This window comes from Methylobacterium sp. Ger2507 (genome assembly GCF_055231875.1).
This window is the reverse complement of sequence record NZ_JBUYVC010000001.1, coordinates 3,520,886-3,546,871: the sequence shown is the minus strand read 5'-3', so window position 1 is coordinate 3,546,871 and position 25,986 is coordinate 3,520,886. Positions and strand designations below refer to the sequence as shown.

23 protein-coding genes are annotated in these 25,986 nt (G+C 72.0%); 8 read left to right on the top strand and 15 right to left on the bottom strand.

What is annotated here, in order from left to right:
• Positions 1–39: 39 nt before the first annotated feature.
• From ACV7NL_RS16330 to ACV7NL_RS16285, 10 genes are all read right to left on the bottom strand, one after another.
• On the bottom strand, positions 40–819 hold the full coding sequence (locus ACV7NL_RS16330) for a TatD family hydrolase (RefSeq protein WP_463356232.1): 780 nt from the start codon (positions 817–819) through the stop codon (positions 40–42).
• 71 nt (positions 820–890) lie between these two features.
• Positions 891–1,220 (bottom strand): BrnA antitoxin family protein, encoded by a 330-nt coding sequence (locus ACV7NL_RS16325; protein ID WP_244478405.1) that lies wholly within the window; start codon positions 1,218–1,220, stop codon positions 891–893.
• Positions 1,174–1,458: a BrnT family toxin gene (locus ACV7NL_RS16320; RefSeq protein WP_082507923.1), complete on the bottom strand. Its 285-nt coding sequence runs from the start codon at positions 1,456–1,458 to the stop codon at positions 1,174–1,176. The genes ACV7NL_RS16325 and ACV7NL_RS16320 overlap by 47 nt, the downstream gene beginning before the upstream one ends.
• 74 nt (positions 1,459–1,532) lie before the next feature.
• Positions 1,533–3,107, bottom strand: coding sequence for a methionine--tRNA ligase (gene metG, locus ACV7NL_RS16315; protein ID WP_463356231.1), 1,575 nt, complete (start codon positions 3,105–3,107; stop codon positions 1,533–1,535).
• Positions 3,108–3,187: 80 nt separating this feature from the next.
• Positions 3,188–4,252: a DNA polymerase III subunit delta' gene (locus ACV7NL_RS16310; protein WP_463357145.1), complete on the bottom strand. Its 1,065-nt coding sequence runs from the start codon at positions 4,250–4,252 to the stop codon at positions 3,188–3,190.
• Positions 4,242–5,006: a dTMP kinase gene (gene tmk / locus ACV7NL_RS16305; RefSeq protein WP_463356230.1), complete on the bottom strand. Its 765-nt coding sequence runs from the start codon at positions 5,004–5,006 to the stop codon at positions 4,242–4,244. Before tmk ends, ACV7NL_RS16310 begins: the two co-directional genes overlap by 11 nt.
• Positions 5,003–6,262 carry a D-alanyl-D-alanine carboxypeptidase family protein gene (locus ACV7NL_RS16300; RefSeq protein ID WP_082504261.1) on the bottom strand — a complete coding sequence of 420 codons (1,260 nt, stop codon included), beginning with the start codon at positions 6,260–6,262 and terminating at the stop codon, positions 5,003–5,005. The genes tmk and ACV7NL_RS16300 overlap by 4 nt, the downstream gene beginning before the upstream one ends.
• Positions 6,263–6,408: 146 nt before the next feature.
• Positions 6,409–8,001 carry a septal ring lytic transglycosylase RlpA family protein gene (locus ACV7NL_RS16295; protein WP_463356229.1) on the bottom strand — a complete coding sequence of 531 codons (1,593 nt, stop codon included), beginning with the start codon at positions 7,999–8,001 and terminating at the stop codon, positions 6,409–6,411.
• Positions 8,002–8,405: 404 nt separating this feature from the next.
• Positions 8,406–8,735, bottom strand: a complete 330-nt coding sequence (locus tag ACV7NL_RS16290) for a ribbon-helix-helix domain-containing protein (protein ID WP_056184886.1) — start codon at positions 8,733–8,735, stop codon at positions 8,406–8,408.
• Positions 8,719–9,393 carry an AAA family ATPase gene (locus ACV7NL_RS16285; RefSeq protein ID WP_463356228.1) on the bottom strand — a complete coding sequence of 225 codons (675 nt, stop codon included), beginning with the start codon at positions 9,391–9,393 and terminating at the stop codon, positions 8,719–8,721. The genes ACV7NL_RS16290 and ACV7NL_RS16285 overlap by 17 nt, the downstream gene beginning before the upstream one ends.
• A 422-nt stretch (positions 9,394–9,815) precedes the next feature.
• Between ACV7NL_RS16285 and ACV7NL_RS16280 the strand changes: the two genes are divergently transcribed.
• Positions 9,816–10,394, top strand: a complete 579-nt coding sequence (locus tag ACV7NL_RS16280) for a PAS domain-containing protein (RefSeq protein WP_056184893.1) — start codon at positions 9,816–9,818, stop codon at positions 10,392–10,394.
• 53 nt (positions 10,395–10,447) lie between these two features.
• Here ACV7NL_RS16280 and ACV7NL_RS16275 read toward each other — a convergent pair whose 3' ends face one another.
• Together ACV7NL_RS16275 and cobF are read right to left on the bottom strand one after the other, a co-directional pair.
• Positions 10,448–11,698 carry a hypothetical protein gene (locus ACV7NL_RS16275; protein WP_463356227.1) on the bottom strand — a complete coding sequence of 417 codons (1,251 nt, stop codon included), beginning with the start codon at positions 11,696–11,698 and terminating at the stop codon, positions 10,448–10,450.
• A 324-nt stretch (positions 11,699–12,022) separates the two neighbouring features.
• On the bottom strand, positions 12,023–12,793 hold the full coding sequence (gene cobF, locus ACV7NL_RS16270) for a precorrin-6A synthase (deacetylating) (protein WP_056487145.1): 771 nt from the start codon (positions 12,791–12,793) through the stop codon (positions 12,023–12,025).
• 243 nt (positions 12,794–13,036) lie between these two features.
• Between cobF and ACV7NL_RS16265 the strand changes: the two genes are divergently transcribed.
• The 7 genes from ACV7NL_RS16265 to ACV7NL_RS16235 all read left to right on the top strand — a co-directional run bounded on the left by ACV7NL_RS16265 (position 13,037) and on the right by ACV7NL_RS16235 (position 23,051).
• Positions 13,037–13,489: a hypothetical protein gene (locus tag ACV7NL_RS16265; RefSeq protein WP_463356226.1), complete on the top strand. Its 453-nt coding sequence runs from the start codon at positions 13,037–13,039 to the stop codon at positions 13,487–13,489.
• 107 nt (positions 13,490–13,596) lie between these two features.
• Positions 13,597–15,450, top strand: a complete 1,854-nt coding sequence (locus tag ACV7NL_RS16260; protein ID WP_463356225.1) for an HlyD family efflux transporter periplasmic adaptor subunit — start codon at positions 13,597–13,599, stop codon at positions 15,448–15,450.
• Between the two features lie 7 nt (positions 15,451–15,457).
• On the top strand, positions 15,458–18,625 hold the full coding sequence (locus ACV7NL_RS16255) for an efflux RND transporter permease subunit (RefSeq protein WP_463356224.1): 3,168 nt from the start codon (positions 15,458–15,460) through the stop codon (positions 18,623–18,625).
• Positions 18,626–18,644: 19 nt separating this feature from the next.
• A complete protein-coding gene (gene copM, locus ACV7NL_RS16250; RefSeq protein WP_463356223.1) occupies positions 18,645–19,130 on the top strand; it encodes a CopM family metallochaperone in 486 nt (161 codons plus the stop codon).
• Positions 19,131–19,250: 120 nt separating this feature from the next.
• Positions 19,251–19,769: a (2Fe-2S)-binding protein gene (locus tag ACV7NL_RS16245; RefSeq protein WP_056184915.1), complete on the top strand. Its 519-nt coding sequence runs from the start codon at positions 19,251–19,253 to the stop codon at positions 19,767–19,769.
• Complete coding sequence (locus tag ACV7NL_RS16240) at positions 19,766–20,827, top strand: FAD binding domain-containing protein (RefSeq protein ID WP_463356222.1); 1,062 nt, start codon at positions 19,766–19,768, stop codon at positions 20,825–20,827. The genes ACV7NL_RS16245 and ACV7NL_RS16240 overlap by 4 nt, the downstream gene beginning before the upstream one ends.
• Positions 20,820–23,051, top strand: coding sequence for a xanthine dehydrogenase family protein molybdopterin-binding subunit (locus ACV7NL_RS16235; protein ID WP_463356221.1), 2,232 nt, complete (start codon positions 20,820–20,822; stop codon positions 23,049–23,051). Before ACV7NL_RS16240 ends, ACV7NL_RS16235 begins: the two co-directional genes overlap by 8 nt.
• Before the next feature lie 51 nt (positions 23,052–23,102).
• Here the strand turns inward: ACV7NL_RS16235 and ACV7NL_RS16230 are convergent, their stop codons facing one another.
• From ACV7NL_RS16230 to serA, 3 genes are all read right to left on the bottom strand, one after another.
• Positions 23,103–23,816 carry an anti-sigma factor gene (locus ACV7NL_RS16230; protein WP_056184926.1) on the bottom strand — a complete coding sequence of 238 codons (714 nt, stop codon included), beginning with the start codon at positions 23,814–23,816 and terminating at the stop codon, positions 23,103–23,105.
• Complete coding sequence (locus ACV7NL_RS16225; protein WP_463356220.1) at positions 23,813–24,409, bottom strand: sigma-70 family RNA polymerase sigma factor; 597 nt, start codon at positions 24,407–24,409, stop codon at positions 23,813–23,815. Before ACV7NL_RS16225 ends, ACV7NL_RS16230 begins: the two co-directional genes overlap by 4 nt.
• 191 nt (positions 24,410–24,600) lie before the next feature.
• A complete protein-coding gene (gene serA / locus ACV7NL_RS16220) occupies positions 24,601–25,848 on the bottom strand; it encodes a phosphoglycerate dehydrogenase (RefSeq protein ID WP_056184929.1) in 1,248 nt (415 codons plus the stop codon).
• Positions 25,849–25,986: the final 138 nt, after the last annotated feature.

The following is a 25,986-nucleotide window of genomic DNA, read 5'->3' as shown; positions in this document are numbered from 1 at the left end:
CAGGGCCTGTCACGCCCCGATCCGAGCCCCCTGCCCGGCTCAGGCCGCGGCCTTGTGGAACAGCCGATGGAAATTGGCCGTGGTCAGGGCGGCGAAGTCCGGGAGTTCCATGGCGAGGGTCTGGGCCAGGGAGCGGGCAGTGTCCGCCGTGTAGGCCGGCTCGTTGGTGCGGCCGCGATGCGGCTCGGGCGCCAGGAACGGGGCATCGGTCTCCACCAGGATGCGGTCGCGCGGCACCGTGAGGGCGATCGCCCGCAGGTCGTGCGAGCGCCGGAAGGTGACGATGCCGGAGAACGACACGAACAGGCCGAGCTCGACTCCCACCGCGGCGAGGCGCGCGCCGGACGAGAAGCAATGCAGGACGGCCGTGAAAGCGCCGCGCCCCATTTCGTCGACGAGGATCGCCTCCATCTCGGCATCGGCATCGCGGGAATGGATGACGAGCGGCAGCCCGGTCTCGCGTGCGGCGGCGATGTGGCGTCGGAAAACCCGCTCCTGCACCGCCTCCGGAGCCGCATTGTCGTAGTGGAAGTCGAGCCCCGCCTCGCCGATGCCGATGCAGCGGGGATGGTGCGTGTGGGCCACGATGGCCTCGGTCGGCACGTCCGGTTCGTCGCCGGCCCCGTCCGGATGGGTGCCGATGGTGTGCCAGATCTCTGGATGCGCCTCGGACAGGGCCTCGTAGGTCCGCGCCCTGGCGACCCGCGTCGAAATCGTGACCATCCGGGTCACGCCGGCGGACCGGGCACGGGCGATGACGCCCGGCAGATCCTCCGAAAAGTTCGGAAAATCGAGATGGCAGTGGCTGTCGACCAGCATTGGGGGGCTCGGGATTCCTTGAACCATCTGAAGCAGGCCGGCAGGAACGCTGGCAGCGGGAGGCTAAAGCCTCAGCCCGCGCCGCCCTTCGCCCTGATGTAGCTCCTCAACACCGCGTTGATCCGAGACTGATAGCCTTTGCCGAGGCTTCGAAAGTGGCGCAGCACTTCCGGATCGAGGCGCAGCGTGATTTGCTCCTTTGCTTCCGGCTTGGCAACGGGCAGCCGATCCCAGAAGCCGTCCGGCACCGTGCCTGCATCCGGATCCTGCAGGGCACGATGAGCCACGTCCTCATCGCTGAGGGCCTTGAAGGCCGGGCTCAACGGCTCGGCGGGCGGCATCGCATCGAGGCTGTCAAACCGCACCGTCGTCCCGGGCTCGGAGATACGCTTCCCGGTCATGTCGTCCCGCCTTCCATGCTGAGATAATCCGGATGTCGTCGCCGCGCGGTGTGTGAACCACGCAGAGCACCGTTCCCTCATACGTGCCCAGGGTTATGAACCGCGGCTCGCCGTAGGCACCTCGGGTATCCTCACGCGTGAGTCGAAATCCGCGGAAGACCTCAGCGGCTTGCCGGAAGCCGACAAGGTGCTTGGATTGGTTTGCCGCGTCCTTCTGCGGGTCCCATTGAAAACCCATCAGGCCCTGTCGTTACAGAATGTAGTGCGAGACGATCGAGCCTTCCAGTCCTCTTCCTCAACCCGACCTCCGCCTCAGGCGGACGGCGCCTCCGGCTCGACGAAGCGCGGGAACAGGCCCGCGGGGGCGGGGAGTGCCGTTCCGGGAACGAGGCGGCCGCCCTCCCCCACGTCGACGAGCTGCCGTCGGTCCGTCGGCACGGCCAGGAGGTCGAGGAGCCGGGCACCGGAGCCCGGCATGAAGGGCTGAACCAGGATGCCGATGGCCCGCAGGGTCTCGGCCACCACGTAGAGCGAGGCCGCCATCCGGGCCGGATCAGATTTGCGCAGCACCCAGGGCTTCTGGGCGTCGAAGTAGCGGTCGGCGGCGGTGATCACGGACCAGATCTCGGCGAGCGCGGTGTGGAGGGCGAGCTTGTCCATCGCCGTCCGCACGGTGGCGGGCAAGGCGTCGGCCAGCGCCAGCAGGGCGCGATCGTCCTCGGTGAGATCGCCATGTTCGGGAACCGCCCCGGAACAGTTCTTGGCGATCATCGAGAGCGAGCGCTGGGCGAGGTTGCCGAGGCCGTTCGAGAGGTCCGCCGTGTAGCGGGTGATGATCGCCTCGTGGCTGTAATTGCCGTCGCCGCCGAAGGGCACCTCGCGCAGCACGAAGTGGCGCACCGCGTCGACGCCGTAGGTCGCGATCAGGTCCATCGGGTCGACGACGTTGCCCAGCGACTTCGACATCTTCTCGCCCTTGGAGAGCAGGAAGCCATGGCCGAAGACGCGCTGGGGCAGGGCCAGGCCGGCCGACATCAGGAAGGCCGGCCAGTAGACCGCGTGGAAGCGCACGATGTCCTTGCCGATGACGTGCAGGTCCATCGGCCAGAATTTCGCCCGCGCGTCGGCCTCGTCGGGAAAACCCGTGACGGTGAGATAGTTGGTCAGGGCATCGACCCAGACGTACATGACGTGGTCCGGGTGGCCCGGCACCGGCACGCCCCAGTCGAAATTGGTGCGGCTGACGGAGAAGTCCTTCAGGCCCGAGCGAACGAAGCTCGCCACCTCGTTGCGCCGGGTCTCCGGTCCGATGAAGTCGGGCTCGGCCTCGTACAGGGCGAGCAGCCGGTCCTGATAGGCGGACAGACGGAATAGGAAATTCTCCTCCTCCATCCAGGTCAGGGGCGTGCCGGTCTCGCGCGAGCGCCGCTCGCCGTCGGGACCGATCTCGGTCTCGTCCTCGGCGTAGTAGGCCTCGTCGCGCACCGAGTACCAGCCGGCATATTTCGACAGGTAGAGGTCGCCGTTGGCCTCCATCCGGCGCCACAGTTCCTGGGCGGCGGCGTAATGATCGGGCTCGGTGGTGCGGATGAAGCGGTCGTGGCTGCATCCGAGCGCCTCGGCCATGGCGCGGAAGCGCGCGGACATGTCGTCGACGAGGTCGCGCGGCGTGATCCCGGCCTTGGCGGCGGTCTGCTGGATCTTGATGCCGTGCTCGTCGGTGCCGGTGGAGAACAGCACGTCGTAGCCGTCGAGGCGCTTGAAGCGCGCGATCGCGTCCGTGGCGATCACCTCGTAGGCGTGGCCGATATGCGGCGCGCCGTTCGGATAGGAGATCGCGGTGGAGAGGCTGAAGGTCTTGGCGGCGGCCGGGTCGGTGGCGGTCACGTCGAAAGGTTCCCCGGATACAGGGTTCATGGGATCACGGGCCGGCGCGACGGTATCGGATCCCAGGATACCAGCCCGCGTCAGACGGCGCGGAGCGCACCGGCCAGGTCTCCGAACAGGGACAGGACCAGGGGCCGGCGGTCGAGATTGTAGGTTGCGGCCTCCCGCGCGGCGCGGGCGATCTTGTCACACACCTCGACCAGGGCCGCAAGGCGGGCGGGCGGCTCGTGCCGGCGCCGGTCGAGTTCGGCCGAGACGAAGCGGAACACCGTGTCGAGGCTGTCGGCGAACAGATCGTCGGATTCGCGCCCGCTGAGCTTCTCGGCCAGGGCCAGGATGCGGCGCCAGTCCGGGTGGTCCAGGCGGGCGAGCAGGGTCTCGACCTCCGCGACGAGGTTGGCGCGGGCGGGATCGAGCATCGCCACCGCCTGCGCCACCGACCCCTCCGCGAGCTGCGCCGCCCGGGCGAGCGCCTGCGGATCGGGCTGCCCGAAGGGCGGGGCGAAGCGGGTGATCACCCGCGCCACGTCCGCCTCGGCCAGGGGGCGCAGGGTGAGGGCGCGGCAGCGCGAGCGGATGGTCGGCAGCAGCCGTCCCGGCGCGTGGCTGACGATGAGGAACAGGCAGCGCGGCGGGGGCTCCTCCACCATCTTGAGCAGCGCGTTGGCGCTGTTGGCGTTCAGGTCCTCGGCGCTGTCGACGATGCAGATGCGGTAGCCGCCCGCGCTGCCCGCCGTGGAGCCGAAGAGCGCGAGGGCGCCCCGGGCCGCGTCGACCGAGATCTTGGTCGCCAACGTCTTGGCATTGGCCGCGCGGGTCCGGCGCAGGGCCACGAGGTTCGGATGCGACAGGGCCGCCACCTGCCGGGCCGCCGGATGGGACGGATCGACCGCGAGGGTGTCGGGCACGTCCCGCGCCGTCGGATGGGCGATGAGCCAGCGGGCGACCCGGTAGGCCAGCGTCGCCTTGCCGATGCCGCGCGGGCCGCCGATGAGCCAGGCATGGTGCAGGCGCCCGGAGCCGATCGCCTCGACGAAGGCGGCCTCCGCCTCCGCGTGGCCGACGAGGTCGGCCTGCTCGCGCGGGCGCGGGACCTCGGGGAGGTCGCCCGGCTCGACATCCTCGGGGGCGCGCTCAGGCCGCATCGTCATGCTTCGGACCGTCCTGCTTGGGACCGTCCTGCCCCGAATCGTCCTGCCCCGGCCCGTCTTGCTCGGGCCCGGCCGAGCCGCGCAGGAGGCGGGGCAGGCGCTCGGCGACGACGGCGCGGATCGCCGCCTCCACCGCATCGGCCGGCAGGGCGGCGTTGACGACGGCGCAGCGCTTCGGCTCCTCCGCCGCGATGGCCAGGAAGGCCGAGCGCAGACGGGCATGGAAGGCGAGGGCCTCCGCCTCGAAACGGTCGACCGCCCCGTCGGAACCGGCCTCGCGGCGCGCCCGCGCCCGCGCGAGGCCAAGCTCCGGGTCGCAATCGAGGATCAGGGTCAGGTCGGGCCGGGTCGGGCCGACGACGACGCGCTCGAGGGCGCCGAGGACGGCCGGGTCGAGGCCGCCGGCCGCGCCCTGATAGGCCCGGGTCGAGTCGGCGAAGCGATCGCAGAGCACGATCTCGCCCCGGGCCAAGGCGGGACGGATCCGGGTGTCGAGATGGTCGATCCGGGCGGCGGAGAACAGCAGCGCCTCGGCGAAGGGACCGTGGGGCTTGGCCAGCCCCGACAGCAGCGCCTCGCGGATGCGCTCGGCCTTGACCGAGCCGCCGGGCTCCCGCGTCGTCAGCACGGGGCGGCCGGATTCCGTGCGCAGATGCGCGGCGAGGCGGCGGATCTGGGTGGACTTGCCGGCCCCCTCCCCGCCCTCGAAGGTGATGAAGGTCCCTCCCCCCGATCCGGCCGCCGTCACGATTTCGCGCCGGCCTTCTCGAAGGCTTTGCGGAACAGGCCGGTGCCGACCTCCCAGGTCGCGTCGAGCGCCCGCTGCGGGATGGTGCCCGCCTCCACGGTGTCGCCCGCATAGAGCGGCTGGTCGAGGGCCTGGGTGTCGCCGCGGGTGATGCGCAGGCGGCCGATCTCGCGGCCCTGTTCGACAGGGGCGACCAGGGGTCCCTGGTAGACCACCTTGGCGGTGATCCGGTCGCCGGAGCCCCGCGGCAGCAGCACCCGCACGGCCTTCTTGGCGACGAGCGGCACGCTGCCGGCCGCACCGCCGTAGACGGAGGCCTCCGCCACGGTCTCGCCGCTGGTGAAGATCTGGCGCGGCTCGAAGGCGCGGAAGCCCCATTCCATCAGCTTGCGCGATTCCGCGGCCCGGTCGCGGGCGGTCTTCAGCCCGCTCACCACCATGATCAGGCGCTGACCGTTCTGCACAGCCGAGCCGGTGAGGCCGTAGCCCGATTCCTCCAGGTAGCCGGTCTTGAGCCCGTCGGCGCCGATGTCGAGGGTGAGCAGCGGGTTGCGGTTCTGCTGCTTGATCTTGTTCCAGGTGAACTCGCGCTCGGCGAAGATCTTGTACAGGTCCGGGTAGGTCTCGATCAGGTGCAGGGCGAGCTTGGCGAGGTCGCGGGCGGTCACCTTCTGGTCCGGCGCCGAGTAGCCGGTGGCGTTGCGGAAGGTCGAGCGCGTCAGGCCGATCTCCTTCGCCCGCGCCGTCATCATCCGCCCGAAATTCTCCTCCGTGCCGGCGATGCCCTCGGCGATGGCGATGGCGGCATCGTTGCCCGACTGCACGATGAGGCCGCGCAGGAGATCGGACAGCTTGATGCGGCTGTTGAGCTGGGCGAACATCGAGGAGCCGCCGCCGCCCGCCCCGCCCCGGCGCCAGGCGTCCTCGGTGATCTGGAACTCCGAATCCATGGTGAGCCGGCCCCGCCGGATCTCGTTGAACACGATCTCGGTGGTCATCAGCTTGGCCATGCTGGCCGGCGAGAAGGGCTCGTCGGCCCCCTTCTCGAACAGCACCGAGCCGGAATCGGCATCGACCAGGATGGCGTGCGGCGCCGCTGTCTGAAAGCTCTGGGCCCGGGCGCCGCCCGTCTCGAAGAGGCTCAGCGCCGCCAGCACCGACGCCACGATCAAGCCTGGCACGACTGCGCGGCCCGATCTGCTGCGCCCTGCGAGGCCGGATCCGGTACGCTCCGCAAGGACCAATCTCAAACCCATTCCCCGCCTCACGCCGACCCGTCCATCGCCCCCACGATCAAGCGTGACGTTACAGGCATTCGCCGCCGAGATCGAACCCCAATCGCACCCGATTGTCGATGACGCGACGATGCGTCCGGAACACCACGGACAGGCCGAGGCGACGCTCAGCGCGCCTCGGCGAAGCGGGCGCGGGCCGACGCCTTGGCGACGAGCGCGGGCTTGCCGACCGAAACAGCCTTGGTCCCCGAGACAACCTTGGTCCCCGAGACAACCTTGCCCCCGGAGACAACCTTGCCCCCGGAGACAACCTTGGCCCCCGAAGCCAGCTTCGGTCCAGAAGCCACCTTCGTCCCGGACGCGTTCGGGCCGGACGCCAGCGCCTTGCCCCCCCCGGGGGCGCTCCGCGCCGCCTCGGCCGAGACCTTGGCCGAGACCTTGGCGAAAACGATCGCCTTCGGTGTCGGCCCGGATCGATGGCCGGCGTCGGCTTGAGCGCCGAGGCCCGGCCTCGATGAAGACCCCGCCTTCAGGCTCGCCACCTGAACGGCAGGGGCCCGGGAGCCGCCCGCTTTCGGCGCGAGGCCCGCCATACCCTGCCCGGCCAGCCGGGCCGGGGCGACCGCGTGGCCGGCCGGGCTTGACCCGGCGGCGGCCATCCGGGCGGTCGCCGCGGCCCGGCCGGACTGAACCGTCGCGACGCGGCTCCCGCCGGCCGTCTCGGAGCGGACCGGCTCCGGCCGCGCACCGGCGAGCCGCAGGGGCGGCGGCGTGAGGCTGAGGGGGCTCGGGCGGGAGGCGGCCTGCGTCGTGCCCGCCTGCGGCTCGGGCAGGTTGTGCCGGACCGGCCGGAAGGCCTCGGCCCGCGCCGCCGTGGGCTGCAGGGCGGCCGGCACCGCCACGGTGGCGGCGCTCGCCATCAGCACCGGTGCGGACCGGACCGGGCGCGGGGCCGGCACGGCCTCCGCGGAAGCTTCCGGTGCCGCATCGCGGTCGCTGTCCGACTTGAAGGCCAAAGCCGGCTGGGACGCGCGGGCGAGGCGCTCGGAAGGCACCTGCGGCGCGTCGGGGCCGAGATCGGCCATCATGACCGGCCCCTGGCCGTGAACCCTTGCGGGCTGGCCGTCGGTGCGCAGGGTGGCGAGAAGCTTGCGGTCGTCGCTGCCGGCGGTCGAGGCTTTGCCGGCATACTCGACGCGGACCCGCGCGGTGCCGCTGCGGCGGAATTCCAGGGCCTCGGCCACCTCCTCGGAGACGTCCATCAGGCGGTTGGCATGATAGGGGCCGCGATCGTTGACCCGCACGATCATCGAGTGGCCGTTGGCGAGGTTGGTCACGCGGGCATAGCTCGGCAGCGGCAGGGTGGGGTGCGCGGCCGCGATCGAATGGCGGTCGAAGACCTCGCCGTTGGCGGTCATGCGGCCGTGGAAGGCCGAGCCGTACCAGGAGGCCAGGCCCTCGCGGACATACCCCTTGGCGTCGTCGCGGGGCACGTAGGTGCGCCCGGCCACCACGTAGGGCTTGCCGGAGAAGCGGCGTCCGCCGCCCTTCGGGATCACGTCGCCCTCGTTATAGAGGCGCGGGCTGGCCTTGACGCCGTATTTCGGATCGAGCGCGGAGCCGCTTCCCGAGGCTCCGGCGAGCTTCTGCGGGTTCTGGGCACAATTGGCGGTGGCGAGCGCCACGGCCGAGACGGCCAGCAGCCGCCAGAGCGGCAGCGGGGCCGGATCCTGGTGTTCCGGCTTCGTCCTACGCGCCATCGCGATGATCCGCCTCAAGCCCTCGCCCCGATACGCACAACACGCTGGATCGGCCCGCCGGCGGGCAAGAGCAGGACCGGCCGGACCCTCGACGGACGCACGCTGTGCCTCCCGTTCGATGGGCCAAGATTGTCCGGACGGCGTAAAGGAAGGCTGAACGGAACCGCGAAGCGGGTGTCCGACAGCGTCGCCGGGCTCCGCCGAACCCCGCGGAAGCGTCGCCTCCGGAACCGGCGCCAAACCCCTGTCCCCACTGGCGAAGACGCCTCGGCCGTCCGGTTCGTCGAAGACTGCGGTGTGGCGGCGGGATCGGATACCGCCCCCTCGCCCGTTCCATGAGAAAACCCTGGCAACCTCTTGCCAGGGCTTCGTCATCGTCTCGCATCGGGGGCTCGGATACGGCCTCAGCGGCCGCCCGGATCGTTGAGCTGATCGATCGACCGGGCGCCGCGCTGCTTGAACAGCAGGTCGAGGGCCTCCAGCATCAGGCCGTGCATCTTGGCGCGCTCCGCATGGGCGATGTCGCGGAGCTGATCGTAGACCGGCGGCTCCAGATAGACCGACATCTGTCGGGCGCGCTGCTTCAGGGTGGCGTTGGGGCGTCGGCCGGGTGGGGCGCCGGTGTCGAGCTGGACGATCTCGGCGGTCTGGTGGGAAGGGTGGTGGGATGACCTGGGCGGGGAACTCGAGGCGGCGACGATGGAGGCGAGACTCAGCTTAGGCGGCTTTGGCATTCTTGATCACCTGCTTGATCCCCGGCTTACTCTCCGATCTGCTCACCTGCATGCGCTTCTCGATCCAGCTCCAGAGCTTGCGCACTTCCAGCGCGGCCTGCCCCTTCGGGTTGAACTCGGTGACGCCCTGACCGACGCCGATGGCGTCCTGGTGATCGGTGCGGGCGACGATGTTGACGTCGGGCAGGATGCCCAGCACGGCGAGGCCGTCGGCGGCATCGCGGATGCGATAGGAGCGTGGCGGCGTCTGGTTCAGCACGAAGGCGAACTTCTTCTCCAGCCGGTAGATCGCCGCGAGCGTCGGCTTGAAGGCGCGCAGATCCGCGGGCGTCGGGCGGCACGGGATGATGCAGAGGTCGGCCGCACGGATCGCCGAGAGGGTGCCGGCGGAATCGACGCCCGGGGTATCGATGAAGACGTAGTCGTAGGCGGAATCGCGCAGCTGGTTCATCACGCCCTCGATCTGGGTCGCGTCGATCTGCGCGACCTCCGGACCCTCGGCGGTGCGATGATCGAGCCAGTCGCTGATCGTGGCCTGGCGATCCATCTCGAGGATGCAGACGGAGAGCCCGCGTTCCTGGGCGGCGACGGCCAGCGAGATGCAGAGCGTGCTCTTGCCGCTGCCCCCCTTCTGGGTGACGAACGTGATGGCTTTCATCCTGGCATCCCTTCGCGAGCGTCGATCAATTCGGGTGGCGTGGAATTCGGGTGGCGTGGAATTCCGGCGGCGCGGAATCCCGGTGGCATGTGCGGCGGACGCATCCCGCAATCTGGATCGCCGGCGGTGGGCGGGGCGGTGGCCCCTGTCCCGTGCCCCTCGTCCTGTGACCCAAGGATGCTGCGATCCCGGTGTCGCGCATCATGGTTAACCAACGGTTAAGCCGTCGGCGCCGCCGAAGCCCACATCGGCAATCTCAGGTTGCTAAAATTGGCATCGAATGTTGCACGCGCCCTTTGCGTCAGCGGGTTTCCCCTCTAGGTTGTTCGCGTACCGGCGGGATGCGCGAGACCCCGATGCCAACCTCAGGTCGTCCTGACGTTTCCCGCCATGACCTTTCGAGCGCCCCGTCGAGGAGGCTCATGACGCGATCCCCCCTGCCGGATTCGGATGCGGATCTCCCCGGCGGCCTGCAGGCGGCGCTGTCCGCTTCGGGCGTCGTCGGCGTCTGGCTGCACGACATCTGGGCGGACCGCCTCGTGGTGTCGGACGCCGTGGCCGTGGCCCTCGGCGTGCCGCCGGAAGCGGGCCTGCGGGGCATTCCCCTGGCCACCCTCCTGGCGCGGACCCACGAGGACGACCGGGCGCGGGTCGACAATGCACTCCACGCCGCCATCGCGCGAGGCGGTGCCTTCGCGATCGCCTTCCGCACCGCCCACGCCCCGCGGCGGCTGGACCTGCGCGGGCGCATCGAGGCGGACGCCGCCGGACGGCCGGCACGGGCGCGCGGCATCGTCCTCGACCTGACCGAGGAGCCGGCCGACGACCCCCGGGACCAGCATGCGGTGAACCGGATGGCCGAGCACGCCATCGCCCTGCGCGGCCTGGCCGACGCTCTCGCGCGGCCGGGCCTGTCCCGGCTCCTCGACCACCTGATGATCGAGATCGGCCACGAACTCGCCCGGCACCTCCGGGACGCGCCGGACGGACAGCGGCACTGACCGATTCCCGCAGGCGAGGGCGCCTGACGGAGTGGCGCAGGCCTCCTGCCGGTTCAGCGGGGCAGGGCCGCGGCCTCCCGCGCCGGGCGGACACCCTGGCTGGCCAGCGCCCGTACGGCGCCCCCTGCCCCGGGTCGCGCCAGGGCCTCGGCGTAGGCGGCGATCAGACCGGCGCAGTCGCGCGGCAGGCGTGCCGCCGGGGCGGGACCGGCTTCGCGACCGCCCGGCCCGGCCTGCCGCGCGGCCCGGGCCAGGAGGGTCCGCACGGCATCGGCCGCCGGACGATCCGGGCTCAGGCTCGGAGCCGACAGGACGTCCTGCAAAGCCAGAAGATCGCCCGTCCCGCCGATGGCGAGGCAGGCGTCTGGATCGGCATCGCGACCGGCTTCCGGACCGGCATCAGGACCCACTTGGCGCATGGCCCGCAGGACGAGTCCGCCCAGTTCGGTCCAGGTCGCCGCATCGGCGCCCTGCAGGACCTGCCGGATCGCGCGCGCCGCCCGGGCGCGCAGGCGATCCAGGGCCTCGCCCTCGGAGATCCCGGCCCGGTAGCCGTCGAGGTAGCCGGAGGCCAGGGCGGACAGGATCTCGTCCCGCCCCGCCAGCGCCTCCAGCAGGGGCAGCGCCCGCAGAACCGCCGCCCGGGCGCCGGCGAAGCTCGGGTCGTCGTCGAGGGTGGAATCGGGGAAGCGGTCGGTGTCGACGAGTTCGGTGGCGACCCGGGCCCGGACTAGGCGCGCGGGATCGGGAATCCACAGGCTGTCGGAGGCGACGCCGAGGGCCTCGGCGGCGAAGGACGGGTCGACGCCCGCCGCCACGTAGGCCGCCCGCTCGACCGCGGCATCGGCCTGCACGACTTGGCCGAACAGGCCGGGATCGTAGGGCGCATGAAAGCCGAGGCGCCCGTCGGTCACCAGGGCGCGGGTGGTGCCGCGCACGAAGGCGAGGGTGCAGGCCGAGACGCAGTAATCCGGCACGTAGGTGGAAAGCCCCCGCGCCGCGATCAGGTCGCCGATCGCCGAAGCCTCCGCGACGAGGCCGCCCTCGCTGGTGAGATGGATGCGCGTCACCGCGGGATGAGCCGCCAGGAGCGCGGCGAGGCGGTCGGCCGCGCCCTCCCCGATCTCGCCGGCGAACCGGATGTCGCGTCCGTGCGGGCCGAGCGCGATCCGGGCCGGCGGAGCCGGCGCCTGGGTGTGAAGCTGGTGCTCCAGGCGAAGGGACAGGGCCGCATAAGCACCGCCGAGGGCCGGGAGCGCGCCCGCGGCTGAAAGGGCGCCGCAGGCGGCGGCTGCCAGGACCATCGTGCCGCAGATCGTGCCCCATGGCCGGGCGCGACGCCCGAGTCCCGATCCGGCCGCCCGAACCCCGTCCGCTGCCATGCGCAAGCCCTCACGAACCCGCCCCACGACAGTCATCGTGGCGGCGCGATCGGCCTATTATTGACCCCGCGAAGTCTCTCGCAAACACCCTGCCAGTCCTCGGGCCGAGGCGATCAGCATCGAAGCCAAGACGAAAGGATTTTTATTGATGTGTTCCGGCGGTCACGGGGGACGATCCCCCATCGATCGGGGCAGGAGCCGGACTTTCCTTCCGGATGCCGGTCACTTATGCCGCAGGCCGCTCCCTCAGGTTCGGTCGCGTGCGACCGGCGCGCGCAGCAGGTAGGTGTCCATGATCCAGCCGTGGCGGGCCCGGGCGGCCTCGCGGACGGCGCCGATCTCGGCCGCCACGTCGCCGAGGCGGCCCGAGACCAGGATCTCGTCGGCGCTGCCGAGGAAGGCGCCCCAGTAGATGGTCAGGTCCGGGTCGAGATGGTCGAAGCGGGGGCGCCCGTCGAGCATCACCACGGTGGTGTCGGCACCCTCTCCCAGGCCGCCGGCGATCTGCCGGCCGGTGGTGATGGTGATCGGGGCGCCGATGCGGTTGAGCGGGATACGGTGGCTCGCCGCCAGCGCCTGCACGCTGGTGATGCCCGGAATCACCCGGACCTCCAGGGCCAGGTGGCCGCGCGCCAGGATGCGGTCGATGATGCGCAGCGTGCTGTCGTACAGGGAGGGATCGCCCCAGACCAGGATGGCGCCGCAGCCCTCCGCATCGAGTTCCGTGGCGATCATCCCCTCGTAGAGCGCGGCCCGCGCCGCGTGCCAGGCCTCGACGGTCGCGCCGTAATCGGACGGGTTGCGGTCCCGCTCCGGGTCCTGCGCCTCGACGAAGCGGTAGGGCCTGTCCGTGAGATAGCGGGCGCAGATCTCCCGGCGCAGGTCCACGAGGTCGGCCTTCTGGCGGCCCTTGTCGAGAGCGAAGACCACGTCGGCGGTGTTGAGGGCGCGGATGGCCTGGATCGTCATGTGCTCGGGATTGCCGGTGCCGATCCCGATCACCAGAAGAGTTCTCATCGCGCCGTCCTCCGCTGCCGAGGCGTCCTCCGCACCCGCCCGCGCCGAGGCCCGGGCCGCCCGCTTAGAGCATGCGGCCGCGAAGGGAAACCGATCGCGCGAGAAACGTCGTGTGTTCCCAGTCCCTTAGGGTACGCCCGAGATGCCCCCGCAGGTGGGCGAGCACGCCCCGCGCCAAAACCGCCCTGTCGCCGTCGCCGCCCGCATGCTAACAATGGGGTCGAGATGACCTGCATCCGGCACATGGCACTCTGGCTCGCGGCCACGATCGTTCTGATCGCGGTCAGCCTCATGCCGTCCGGCGCCCAGGCCCATGCTGGCATGGGCCACGCCGGCCAAGCTCATGCTGGTCACGCGCGCGGCGGCGCGGGCCCCCTCCCCCCGGCCGCTTCGGCGCAGGCCCGGACCGGCGACGCCGACGCCCGGATGCTTCTGCCCGTGGCCGCGATCCGGACGGCCGTGATGCCGACGGCCACGCCGGTCCGGGCGCTCAGTGCCGGCGCCTGCGACGGCGCCTGCTCCAATGCCGGCTGTCGCCTGCCCAGTTCCTGCTGCACCAGCGCCGGGCTCACGCCGGACAGCATCGACGCGGCCGGACCACGCGGCCCCAGCGAGCGCACCCTGGCGCGCGCCCTCCCCGCCCGGGCGGACGTCATCCCGGAAGCCGTTCCCGAACCGCCCAGATTCCACGCCTGACGCTGCCCCGCGTCCGATCGGTGCTCGAGGTCCCCGGCGGACCTTGAGGCCGGGACGCGGTTCCGTCTTCCCCGGCGAAAGAATCCTGGTCGAAAGAACCCTGGTCCATGTCCCGTTCCATCGCGGCCGCCCTGCGCGTGCCCGCCCTTCTGTGCGCCCTCCTCCTGCTGATCCTGCCCGGCCCCGCCATCGCCCATGAGGGCCATGATCACGGCGCTGAGGCCGCCCCGGTCCCGGCCGCGGCCCTTCCGCGGGCGGAGAGCGTCTCCGAGCGCTTCGAACTCGTCGTCGTGGTGCAGGGCACCGACCTCGTGCTCTATGTCGATGCCCTGGCGACCAACGCCCCGGTCGCGGAAGCGACCGTCGCCGTCATGACGCCGGAGGGGAGGCGCAAAGCCGTCGCAGCCGCGCCGGGGACCTACCGGCTCGCGGCCCCCTGGCTGGCCTCCGAGCCGCACCACGACCTCGTGGTCGGGGTCTCGTCCGAGGGCCGCACCGACGTCCTCAACCTCGATCTCGACCTGCCCGCGCCGGCCGGTCCCCCCGCGGCGGGCACACCCGCGGCGTTCGGCCCCAAAGCGTCCGACTTAAAGACGTCCGACCCAAGGAAGATGTCCGACCCAAAGGCGTCCGGCCCCACGGCTGCCGCGATGGCCCTGGCGGGCCGCCTCGCCGGGCAGCACCCGGCCGCCCTCGCGGCCGGCGGCTTCCTGGCGTGGCTCGGAATATCCCTCGGTCTCGGCGTCTTCGCCCTGGCGCGCCGCCGCCGCTCCGGACAGATCCTCGCGGTTCTCGTCGCCGTTCTCTTCGCCGTTCTCTTCGCAGCGCTCCTCGCGGGCGCGGCGGCCCTGGTTCTGGTCCCGGTCGGCACGGCCCTCGCGCATGAGGGTCATGCCGAGGGGCCTGAGACGGACACGCCCGTCACGCCGGCCATGCTGAGCGGCGGCGTCCTGATGGAGCGCGCGCGGCGCCTGCCCGACGGCTCGGTCTTCGTGCCGAAATCGCTCCAGCGCCTGCTGGCGCTGCGCACCGGCCTCACGGCCGAGCGATCCGTCACGCGCAGCGCCGAACTGCCGGGGCGGATCATCCCCGACCCCAATGCCAGCGGCGTGGCGCAATCCTCGGTCGGCGGCCGCCTGGCACCGCCCGAGAGCGGCTTTCCCCGCCTCGGCACGCGGGTGAAGCGCGGGGACGTGCTCGCCACCGTGACCCCGCCGGTCCAGGCGGTGGACGTCTCCGACATGCGCCAGCGCCAGGGCGAACTCGACCAGCAGATCGCCATCCTGGAGCGGCGCGTGACCCGCTTCGAGCGGCTCTCCACCACCGGCGCGGTGGCGCAGACCCAGCTCGACGATGCCCGCTCGGAACTCGGCGGCCTGCGCGACCGCCGTGCCGCCCTCGACGCCGTCCGGCGCGAGCCGGAAGCTCTGGTGGCGCCGGTCGACGGCATCATCGCCGAGACCAATGCGGTGGCGGGCGCCATGGCGGCGCCCGGCACGGTGGTCTACCGCATCGTCGATCCGGCCAGGCTCTGGGTCGAGGCCCTGAGCTTCGAAGCTTTGGCCGAGGGCAGCCGGGCCACGGCGCGGCTGGGGGACGGCGGCACCCTGCAGCTCGCCTATCGGGGCACGGGCCTGGCCGACCGCAACCAGGCGGTGCCCGTGCAATTCGCTGTCGAGGGAGACGGGAAGGGCGACATCAAGAGCTTGCGCCTCGGCCAGTTCGTCACCGTGCTGGCGCCCGTCGGCAGCGCCCGCCCCGGCCTGCCGGTGGCGCGCTCCGGCATCGTGCGGGCCGAGGGCGGCAGCCTCGTCTACGAGCACGTCAGCGCCGAACGCTTCCTGGGCCGCCCGGTGCGGGTGGCGCCGCTGGATGCCGACCGGATGCTGGTGGAGGACGGGATCACGGCCGGGCGCCGGGTCGTCGTCCAGGGCGCCGAACTTCTCGACCAGATCCGCTGAGGCCCCGATGTTCGAGACCATCGTCGCGCAGTCCCTGCGCAACCGCCTGCTCGTGGTGGCGCTCGCCGCCGCCCTGGTGCTGACCGGGCTCCTGGCCCTGACCCGCCTGCCCGTCGACGTGCTGCCCGACCTCAACCGCCCCACCGTGACGGTGATGACGGAGGCCGAGGGGCTCGCCCCCCCGGAGGTGGAGCAGCGCGTCACCTACCCGATCGAGACCCGGATGAACGGGCTTCCCGGCGTCACCCGGGTGCGCTCGGTCTCGGGCATCGGCCTGTCCATCGTCACGGTGGAGTTCGCCTGGGACGCCGACCTCTACCGCGCCCGCCAGTTCGTGGCCGAGCGCCTCGCGCTGGCCCGCACCGAACTGCCCGCCAACGTGATGCCCCAGATGGGGCCGGTCTCGTCGATCATGGGCGGCATCCTGCTGGTGGCGGTGACCTCCGAGACCGCGACGCCGATGCAGCTGCGCGAGACCGCCGACTTCACCCTCCGGCCCCGGCTCCTGTCGATCCCGGGCGTGGCCCAGGTCATTCCCATCGGCGGCGAGGTACGCCAGTTCCGGGTGGCGCCGAACCCCGCCGCCATGCGGGCGCTGGGCGTCACCCACGCGGCGATGACCCAGGCGCTGGAGGGCTTCGGCACCAATGCGGGCGGCGGCTTCACCGATGCGGGTGCCCGCGAGGTGCTGATCCGCGCCATCGGCCGGACCATCGACCTCGACGACCTTCGCAACCTCGTGGTGGCCACGCCCGCAGGGCCGGTCTACCTGCGCCAGGTAGCGGAGGTGGATTTCGCTCCCCGGCCCCGGCGCGGCGATGGCGGCTACATGGGCAAACCCGCCGTCATCGTCTCGGTGGAGAAGCAACCGGGGGTCGATACCGTGCGGCTGACCCGGACCGTGGAGGCGGCGCTCGCCGACCTCGCCCCCAGCCTGCCGCCCGGCATCGCGGCGCAGAAGATCCTGTTCCGGCAAGCGGATTTCATCGAGACCTCCCTGCACAACGTGGTGCAGGTGCTGCTCGAAGCGGTCGCGGTGGTCGCCGTGGTGCTGTTCGCCTTCCTGATGAACGCCCGCACCACCCTGATCTCGCTCACCGCGATCCCGGTCTCGATCCTCGCCACGGCGGCGATCTTCTCCGCCCTCGGGCTCTCCATCAACACGATGACCCTCGGTGGGCTGGCCATCGCCATCGGCGAACTCGTCGACGACGCGGTGGTGGATGTGGAGAACATCCTGCGGCGCCTGCGCGAGAACCGACAGGACGGCGCGCCGCGCTCGTCCTTCGCGGTGATCGTGGCGGCCTCCAACGAGGTCCGCTCCGGCATCGTCTACGCCACCGCGATCATCTGCCTCGTCTTCGTGCCGCTCTTCGCCCTGTCGGGCATCGAGGGCCGGCTCTTCGCGCCGCTGGGGCAGGCCTACATCATCGCGATCCTGTCGAGCCTTCTCGTCTCGCTCACCCTGACACCCGCCCTCGCCTCCTGGCTGCTCCCTGGCCTGAAGACCCTGGAGGCGCCGGAGGGCCGGCTGATCCGCTGGCTGAAAGCCGGCAACGGGCGGCTGGTGGCCTTCGCCTTCGGCCACCAGCGCACCGTGATGGCGGCGGCCGTGATCGGCGTCGGCGCGGCGGCCTATGCCGCCACCACCCTGCCGCGGGCCTTCCTGCCCCCGTTCAACGAGGGCTCGTTCACCGTCAACCTCGCCTTCACGCCGGGCATCTCGCTCGCCGAATCGAGCCGGATCGGCGCCATCGCCGAAGGTCTCGTCCTCGACATCCCGGAGGTGGACCGGGTCGGGCGCCGCACCGGCCGGGCCGAACTCGACGAGCATGCCGAGGGCGTCCACTCCACCGACCTGGAGATCGGGATCAGGACCGGGAATCAGGCGGGGAATCAGGCGAGGAATCAGGCCCGCGGGCGATCGCGCGAGGCCGTCGTGGCGGAGCTGCGGGCCCGCCTCGGAGTGCTGCCGGTCTCGGTCAATGTCGGCCAGCCGATCTCGCACCGCCTCGACCACATGCTGTCCGGCGTCCGGGCCGAGATCGCCCTCAAGCTGTTCGGCGAGGACCTCGACGGCCTGCGCCGCACGGCCGAAGCCCTCAAGAGCGCGTTCGAGACGATCCCCGGCATCACCGATCTCGCCATCGAGAAGCAGGTCCGCATCCCGCAGCTCGAGGTCCGGGTCGATTCCGGACGGGCCGCCCTCTATGGCGTCGCCCCCGGCGCCGTGGTCGAGGCGGTGAGCCGCCTCGCCAACGGCCGGGTGGTCTCCACCCTGGTGGACGGCCTGCGCCGCTACGACGTCACCCTGCGCCTGCCGGAATCCGGCCGCTCGGTGGCGGCCCTGCGCGAACTCCTGATCGAGACGCCCACCGGCTGGGTCCCGGCCCACGCGCTGGCCGACATCGCCGAGCGCGACGGCCCCAACCAGATCCTTCGCGAGAACGGGCGGCGCAGGCTGGTGATCCAGGCCAACACCCGGGCCGGCGCCGACGGCTCGGCCGTGGCCGCCGCCATGGCGGAGATCCTGGCGCGGACCACCCTGCCCCAGGGCATCACCCCGAGCCTGGAGGGCGCGTTCCAGGCGCAGGGGGAGGCGACCCGCACCATCGGGCTCCTCAGCCTCGTCTCGCTGGCCCTGGTCTTCGCCCTGCTGGCGAGCCGCTACCGCTCCGGCGTGCTGGCCCTCATCGTCATGGGCAACGTGCCCCTGGCGCTGATCGGCAGCGTCGCGGCCCTGTTCATCGCGGGGCTGCCCCTGTCGGTCGCCTCGATGATCGGCTTCGTGACGCTCACCGGCATCGTCGCCCGCAACGGCATCCTGAAGATCAGCCACATCCTCAATCTCGGGCTGAGCGAGGGCCTGCCCTTCGGCCCGGCCCTGGTGCTGCGCGCCAGCAACGAGCGGCTGGTGCCGGTGCTGATGACGGCGCTGGCGGCCGGCATCGCCCTGGTGCCGCTGCTGGTCGACGGCACGGCGCCCGGCAAGGAAATCCTCCATCCCGTCGCCGTGACGATCTTCGGCGGCCTGTTCAGCGCCACCCTGCTCGACGCGGCGCTCACCCCCGTCCTCGTCCTGCGCTTCGGCCGGGGCGCCTTCGCCCGGCTGCAGGCGGCGCAGGCCCCGGCTCCCCACCCCGCCCCGGGCGCCCCCGCCCCGTCCCTCTTCTGAATCCCCGGAGACGAACCCCATGAAGACCGCGACTGCCGTCCTCGCCGCCCTCGCCCTCCTCGCCCTGGCGGGCACCGCCCCGGCCCACGAAGATCATCATCACGACGACTGGCACGACCACGCCCACGGCACGCCGGGCCACACCCACCCGGCAAAGCCGGCTGGCGCGGTTAAAGCTGGGGCCAAGGCCGGGACTGGGGTCTCGCCCTCCACCAAGGCGTTCCAGAACGCCGCCATGCGGATGCACGGCGACATGGAGATCCGTTATTCCGGCGACGTCGACCGCGACTTCGCCGCCGGCATGATTCCGCATCATGCCGGCGCCATCGCCATGGCCCGGGTCGCCCTGCAATACTCCAAGGACCCGGAAGTGCGCGCGCTGGCCGAGAGCATCGTCAAGGCCCAGGACACCGAGATCGCGCAGATGCAGGCGATCCTGAAGCGCAAGGAGACCGAGAGCAAAGACGCTCAGGGGAAACCGGCCGAGGGGGCGGCCCCGCGCTGACAGCGCCTCCCTTGCCCACGCCCCCCTTGACCACGCCCGCCTGACCACGCCCCCTGGTCGGGAACCCCGGCGGTTCTATCTGGATCGGTTCCAGACAGGCCACGGCGGAGACAGCCCGGCATGAGCTTTCCCATCACGCTGACCGTGAACGGCACGGCCCGCAGCATCGTCCTGGAGGATGCGCGGGTCACCCTCCTCGATCTGCTGCGCGAGCGCCTCGACCTCACCGGGGCCAAGAAGGGCTGCGACCGGGGCCAGTGCGGGGCCTGCACCATCCTGATCGACGGGGTGCGGGTGAATTCCTGCCTGGCGCTGGCCGTCAGCCACGACGGGGCGGCGATCACCACCATCGAGGGATTGGCGCAGAACGAGGCCCTGCATCCCGTCCAGGCCGCCTTCCTGGAGCATGACGGCTTCCAGTGCGGCTTCTGCACGCCGGGCCAGATCCTCAGCGCGGTCGGCCTGATCCAGGAGGGCCAGACCGGGGGCGACCCCGAGCGGGTGCGCGAGGGCATGAGCGGGAATCTCTGCCGCTGCGGCGCCTATGCGGGCATCACGCAAGCCGTGCTGACGGCCCACGCGCAGATGACCGGGCCGGACGTCCTGCCCGGCCGCCAGATCGCGGAGGATGCGGCGTGAAGGCCTTCGACTATCTCCGCCCGTCCAGCGTCGACGAGGCGGTCGCGGCCGCCGGCCGGCCCGGTGCCGCCTACCTCGCCGCCGGCACCAACCTCGTCGACCTGATGAAGGGCGGCGTCACCCGCCCCGACACCCTCGTGGACATCACCCGGCTGCCCGGCCTCGACCGGATCGAGCGCCGCGCCGACGGCACGACACGGATCGGCGCCCTGGTGCGCAACGCCACCCTGGCGCACGATCCGGTCATCGCCCGGCGCTACCCGGCGCTCGCCGAAGCCCTGCTCTCGGGGGCCTCGGGCCAGCTCCGCAACGCCGCCACCACCGCCGGCAACGTGCTGCAGCGGACCCGCTGCGCGTATTTCACCGACACCGCCAGCGCCTGCAACAAGCGCGACCCCGGCACCGGCTGCGACGCGCAGGGCGGCGTCACCCGTGCCCACGCGGTGCTCGGCTGGAGCCAGCACTGCATCGCCACCCACCCGTCGGATTTCTGCGTGCCGCTGGCCGCCCTCGACGCCGTCGTGGAGATCGAGGGGCCGGCCGGTCCCCGCAGCGTGCCCCTGGACGCGTTCCACCGCCTGCCGGGCGACCACCCGGAGCGCGAGACGGTGCTGGAGCCCGGCGACCTCGTCGTCGCCGTCACCCTGCCGGCAGAGGCCGAAACCTTCGCCGGCCACAGCCGCTACCTCAAGGTCCGCGAGCGCACCTCCTATGCCTTCGCGGTGGTGTCGGCGGCCGTCGGCCTGCGCCTCGACGGGGACCGGATCGCGGAAGGCCGCATCGCCCTCGGCAGCGTCGCCCTGAAGCCCTGGCGCGCCCGCGAGGCGGAACACCTGCTCGCCGGCGCGGCCCCCACGTCCGAGATTTTCGCCAGGGCGGCCGAGGCCGCTCTGGCCGACGCCAAACCCTCGGGCGACAACGCCTACAAGATCGAGCTTGCCCGCCGCATCGTCGTGCGCGCCCTCACCCTGGCCGTTGCCGGCACCCCGGATCGCGTGCCCGCGCTCCCGGCCAGTCCCTTCGCCACCCCTTCGGCCGGAGTCTCCGCCCATGCCTGAGCGTCAGCGCCACGGCGCCTCCATCGGCCAGCCGCTCACCCGGCGCGACGGCCCCGACAAGGTCACGGGTGCGGCCCGCTACAGCGCGGATTTCAAGCCCGAGGGCTTGGCCCACGCGGTGATGGCAGTGAGTTCGATCGCGCGCGGCCGGGTCACGCATCGCGACGTCGCGGCGGCGCAGGCCCATCCCGGCGTGATCGCCGTGATGACGCCGGACAATGCGCCGGCGCTCGCCAAGTCGCCGGACCACAAGGACAATCCGTTCACCTTCCGCCTCGACCTGCTGCAGAACGACGGCGTGCGCTACGCCAACCAGCCCATCGCGGTGGTGATCGCCGAGACGCTGGAAGCGGCCACCGAGGGTGCCGCCCTGCTGGCGCCCCGCTACGAGGCGGAGCCGGTCAGCGTCGCCCTCGGAGCCGGCGAGATCTTCAGCCCCGACACCATCGGGGCCGGCTCGGCCACCGACGAGGGGTCCGGCGATCTGGCCGCCGGCCTGGCGGCGGCGGAGACGCGGATCGCGGCCACCTACGACACGGCGGCGCAGTATCACAACGCCCTCGAACCCCATTCCTGCGTGGCGGAATGGGACGGCGACCGCCTGACCCTCCACACCCCGACCCAGGCCCTCTGGATCGCCAAGGGCCGGATCGCCGACCTGTTCGGCATCCCGCCGGAGAACATCCACGTGGTCTGCCACTATCTCGGCGGCGGCTTCGGCTCGAAGGGCTTCATCGCCGCGCCGCAGATCCTCGGGATCATGGCGGCCAAGATGGTGGGACGCCCGGTCAAGCTGGTGACGCGGCGCGAGCAGATGTTCGGCCCGGTCGGCCACCGCGCCGCCACCCGCCAGACCCTGAGGCTCGGCGCATCGCGGGACGGGACGCTCACGGCCCTCGACCACCACACCCTGACCCTGACGAGCCGGCACGACGACTTCGTCGAGCCCTCCGGCATCCTCTCGCGCCACCTCTACGCGGCGGGCGCGATCGCGACCACGCACGCGGTCTCCCGGGCCGATATCGGCACTCCGATCTTCATGCGGGCTCCCGGCGAAGCCTCGGGCAGCGTCGCGGTGGAGAGCGCGCTGGATGAGCTGGCGCTCGAACTCGACCTCGATCCGCTCGAGATTCGCCTGCGTAACTACGCCGAGGTCGAGCCGATCACCCATCGGCCGTTCTCCTCGAAGGCGCTGCGCGAATGCTACGCCCAAGGCGCGGCACGCTTCGGCTGGGCCGCGCGCCCGCGCCAGCCGCGCCAGATGCGCGACGCCGACGGGCTGCTGGTGGGCTGGGGGCTCGGCACCGCCACCTACCCGGCCGGGATGATGCAGGGCGAGGCCCGGGCCACGATCCGGGCCGATGGCACGGCCCTGATCGAAACCGCCGCCCAGGACATGGGCCAGGGCGCCTGGACGGTGCTGGCGCAGATCGGCGCCGACGGCCTCGGACTGCCCATCGCCCAGGTCGCGCTGCGCATCGGCGATTCGAACCTGCCGAACGGCGGGCTGGCAGGCGGCTCCACCGGCACCGCCACGGGCGGCACGGCGGTCCACAACGCCGCGCAGGCGGCGATCGCCGAACTCGCGGACCTGGCCGTCAACGACCCGGCCTCGCCCCTCTACGGCGCCGGCAATGCCGGCGTCACCGCCCGCGACGGACGCCTCGCCCGCAACGACGACCCCGCCCGCTCGGAAGCCTTCTCCGAAATCCTGGGCCGAGCCGGCAAGGCCTCGGTCGAGGCCAAGGGCGCGGGCGCGGGCGACCCCGCTTCGCGAAAAGCCTACGCGATGCACGCGCACGGGGCGGTCTACGCGGAGGTGAAGGTCGATCCGGACTTGGGCCAGATCCGGGTGACGCGCCTCGTCGGCGCTTTCGCGGCCGGGCGCATCGTCAACCCGCACCTCGTGCGCAGCCAATATTACGGCGGCATGATCTGGGGCGTGTCCCTGGCCCTGCACGAGCACGCGGTGCTCGATCCGCGCTCGGGCCGGGTGATGAACGGGAACCTGGCCGAGTACCACATCCCGGTGAATGCCGACGTGCCCGCGATGGAGGCGATCCTGGTGGAGGAACACGATCCGCACGTGAACCCGCTGGGCATCAAGGGGGTCGGCGAGATCGGCATCACCGGCACCGCCGGCGCCATCGCCAACGCGGTCTGGCACGCCACCGGCGTGCGGGTGCGCGACATCCCGGTCACCCTGGACAAGCTGCTGGGGTGAGGCCGGGCGACCGGTCCCTCCGGGTCGCCGGCGCCGCCTCGCGAATCAGGCCTATTCGCGAATCAGCTTGCCCGAATACACCACCGGCCCGGTCGGCAGGCCGGTGGGGGAGCCCCCCTCCGGCTCGACCGAGACCGCGAAGGTGCCGCCCGCCAGGGCGTCGGCCTTGGCCGGCAGAATCAGGCCCTTCGCGTCCGATCCGACGAGCCCGAGGGTCTTCGGCGGTTCTCCCGCGCCGACATACCAGAGTTCGAGGCTGTGCCCCGCGGGCGCCTGCGCGCCGACCGGGCGTACGCGGGCGGTCCCGGCCCGGGTGTCGATGCTGACGAGGAGCGCGGGGGCCTCGCCGCCGCTGTTGACCACGGCGATGTAGCGCCCGTCCCCATCGCCCGGGCGCGGCTCGCCCACGGCGATGAACAGGGCCAGCCCGGCCGCCAGGGCGGCCGCCGTGCCGGCGGCGAGGCGCCAGCGCCACACCGCGCCCTGCAGGGCGCCGATGCGGTCGTCGTTTGCGGCGGCGGCGCGGTGTCCCGGCCCATCGCCGGCCACGGCCCGGGCGATCGCCGGCCACACCTCCGGCCCCGGCGGAACCTCGGGCGCCGCGAGGGCGAGGGGCGCCAGGCGACGCTCCCAGGCCTCCCGCGCCGCCCGGGCGGTCGGGTCGACCGCGAGTTCGAGGTCCACCGCGGCCCGTTCGGCCGGCGGCAGGGTGCCGAGCACGTACTCGGCGAGGCGCAGGTCGCGCTCGTCCGGATCGGGGGTCATGCGACACCGTCCAGGCAGCCGCGCAGGGTCGCGAGACCGCGATGCAGCCAGGTCTTGATGGTGCTCACGGGCCGGTCGTAGCGCAGGGCGAGGTCCTCGCGGGACTGGCCCTCGCAATAGGCCAGCACGATGCAGTCGCGGTGCATCGCCTCGAGCCGGCCGAGACAGGCCCGCAGGGCATCGCGTCCCAGGATCGTGCCCTCGCTGTCGTGGGGATCGACCAGACGCTCCACCCAATCCTCCCCGTCCTCGGTGACCGGCCCCTGGACCTCCTGGCGCCGCCGCACCCCGTCGATGGCGCGGTTGCGCGCGATGGAGCACAGCCAGGCCAGGGGTCGCCCGGCCGCCGGGCTGTAGGAGGCGGCCTTCTGCCAGACCCGCAGATACACCTCCTGCAGCACGTCCTCGGCCATGCCGCGATCGGTCTGGATACGCAGGATCACCCCCAAAAGTTTCGGCGCCGTCCGATCATAGAGGGTCCGCAGGGCGGTTGCGTCGCGCCGGGCGATATCGGCGATCAGGTCCGCGAGGGCGACGTCGGTGCGCGAGGGATCGTCCGCGACGGCACCATCACGCAGGGGGCTGGCACGCAACGGCTGGGCATCCTCTTCCCGGGCGCGGGTTGTCCCCTGCACGACGGCGCGGCCTCGGATCGATTCGGTGCGATCCGCACAATCGCGCCCGCATCAGTTAATCGAGGTCGGCGCCGCGCGCCACCGGACGCCGTCGCCGACCGCGCGATCGATGGGGATATTCGGTCAGGCCGGGCGAAACGGCCTCGCCGTCAGCGGCGCTCGTAGAGCAGACGCGCCCGGATCGTGCCGTCGAGCGCCCGGATCTCCTCCAGCAGGCTCTCGGCGTCGGCATCGGTCACGTCGGTCTCCACCACCACGTAACCGACCTCGCCGTCGGTCTGGTAGAACTGCGCCGCGATGTTGACCCCGCGCCGGGCGAAGGTGTCGTTGAGGCGCCCCAGCATGCCCGGGATGTTGCGCTGGACGTGGATCAGGCGCGTGCCGGTGGGGCGGGCGGGCAGCTGCACCTGCGGGAAGTTCACGGTGCCCACCGTCGAGCCGATATCGGAATAATCGACGAGCTTGCGCGCGACTTCCGAGCCGATGCGCTCCTGCGCCTCCTCCGTCGAGCCGCCGATATGCGGCGTCAGGATCACGTTGGGCAGGCCCTGGAGCGGGCTGACGAAGCGCTCCTGGTTGGAGCCCGGCTCCACCGGGAACACGTCGACGGCGGCCCCCCGCAGGTGGCCGTCGCGCAGGGCACCGGCCAGGGCGTCGAGATCCACCACGGTGCCGCGGGCGTTGTTGATCAGGAAGGCGCCGGGCTTCATCGCCCGGATCTCGGCCTCGCCGATCATGTTGTGGGTCTCGGGCGTCTCCGGCACGTGGAGGGAGACCACGTCGCTCTGGGCCAGCAGGGTCTCCAGGCTGTCGGTGGGCTCGGTGTTGCCGTGGCGCAGCTTGTCGGTCTGGTCGTAGAACACCACCCGCATGCCCATTGCCTCGGCCAGGGTCGAGAGCTGCGAGCCGATATTGCCGTAGCCGACGATGCCCAGCGTCTTGCCGCGCACCTCCTGCGAGCCCGTGGCCGACTTGTCCCACGCGCCCGCATGGGCGCCCACCGAGCGCGGCACGATCCGGCGCAGCAGCATCACGATCTCGCCGATGACGAGCTCGGCCACCGAGCGGGTGTTGGAGTAGGGCGCGTTGAAGACCGGGATGCCGCGGTGGCGCGCGGCCTCGAGATCGACCTGGTTGGTGCCCACCGAGAAGCAGCCCACCGCCAGCAGGCGCTCGCCATGGGCCAGGGCCGCCGCGTCGAGCTGCGTGCGCGAGCGGATGCCGAGGATGTGGGTGCCCTTCAGGGCCTCGTGCAGGGCCTCGCGGTCCAGGGCCTTGGCCACCCGCACGACGTTGGTGTAGCCGGCGGCGGCGAAGAGCTCGGCGGCGCTGTCGTTGATGCCTTCGAGCAGCAGGACGCGGATCTTGTCCTTCGGGAAGGAGAGTCGTTCGGCCATGGTCGTGTTCTTCTCGGATCTCGCGCCCGTGTCGGGCGGATGGGACGCCGGACCCGTCGGGCCGCGCGACGCGGTCGGGCCCGTGGCGCCAGCGCCCGAATGGGCCGTGTGAGAGGCCAGTTCGCCGGGACGGTCAAG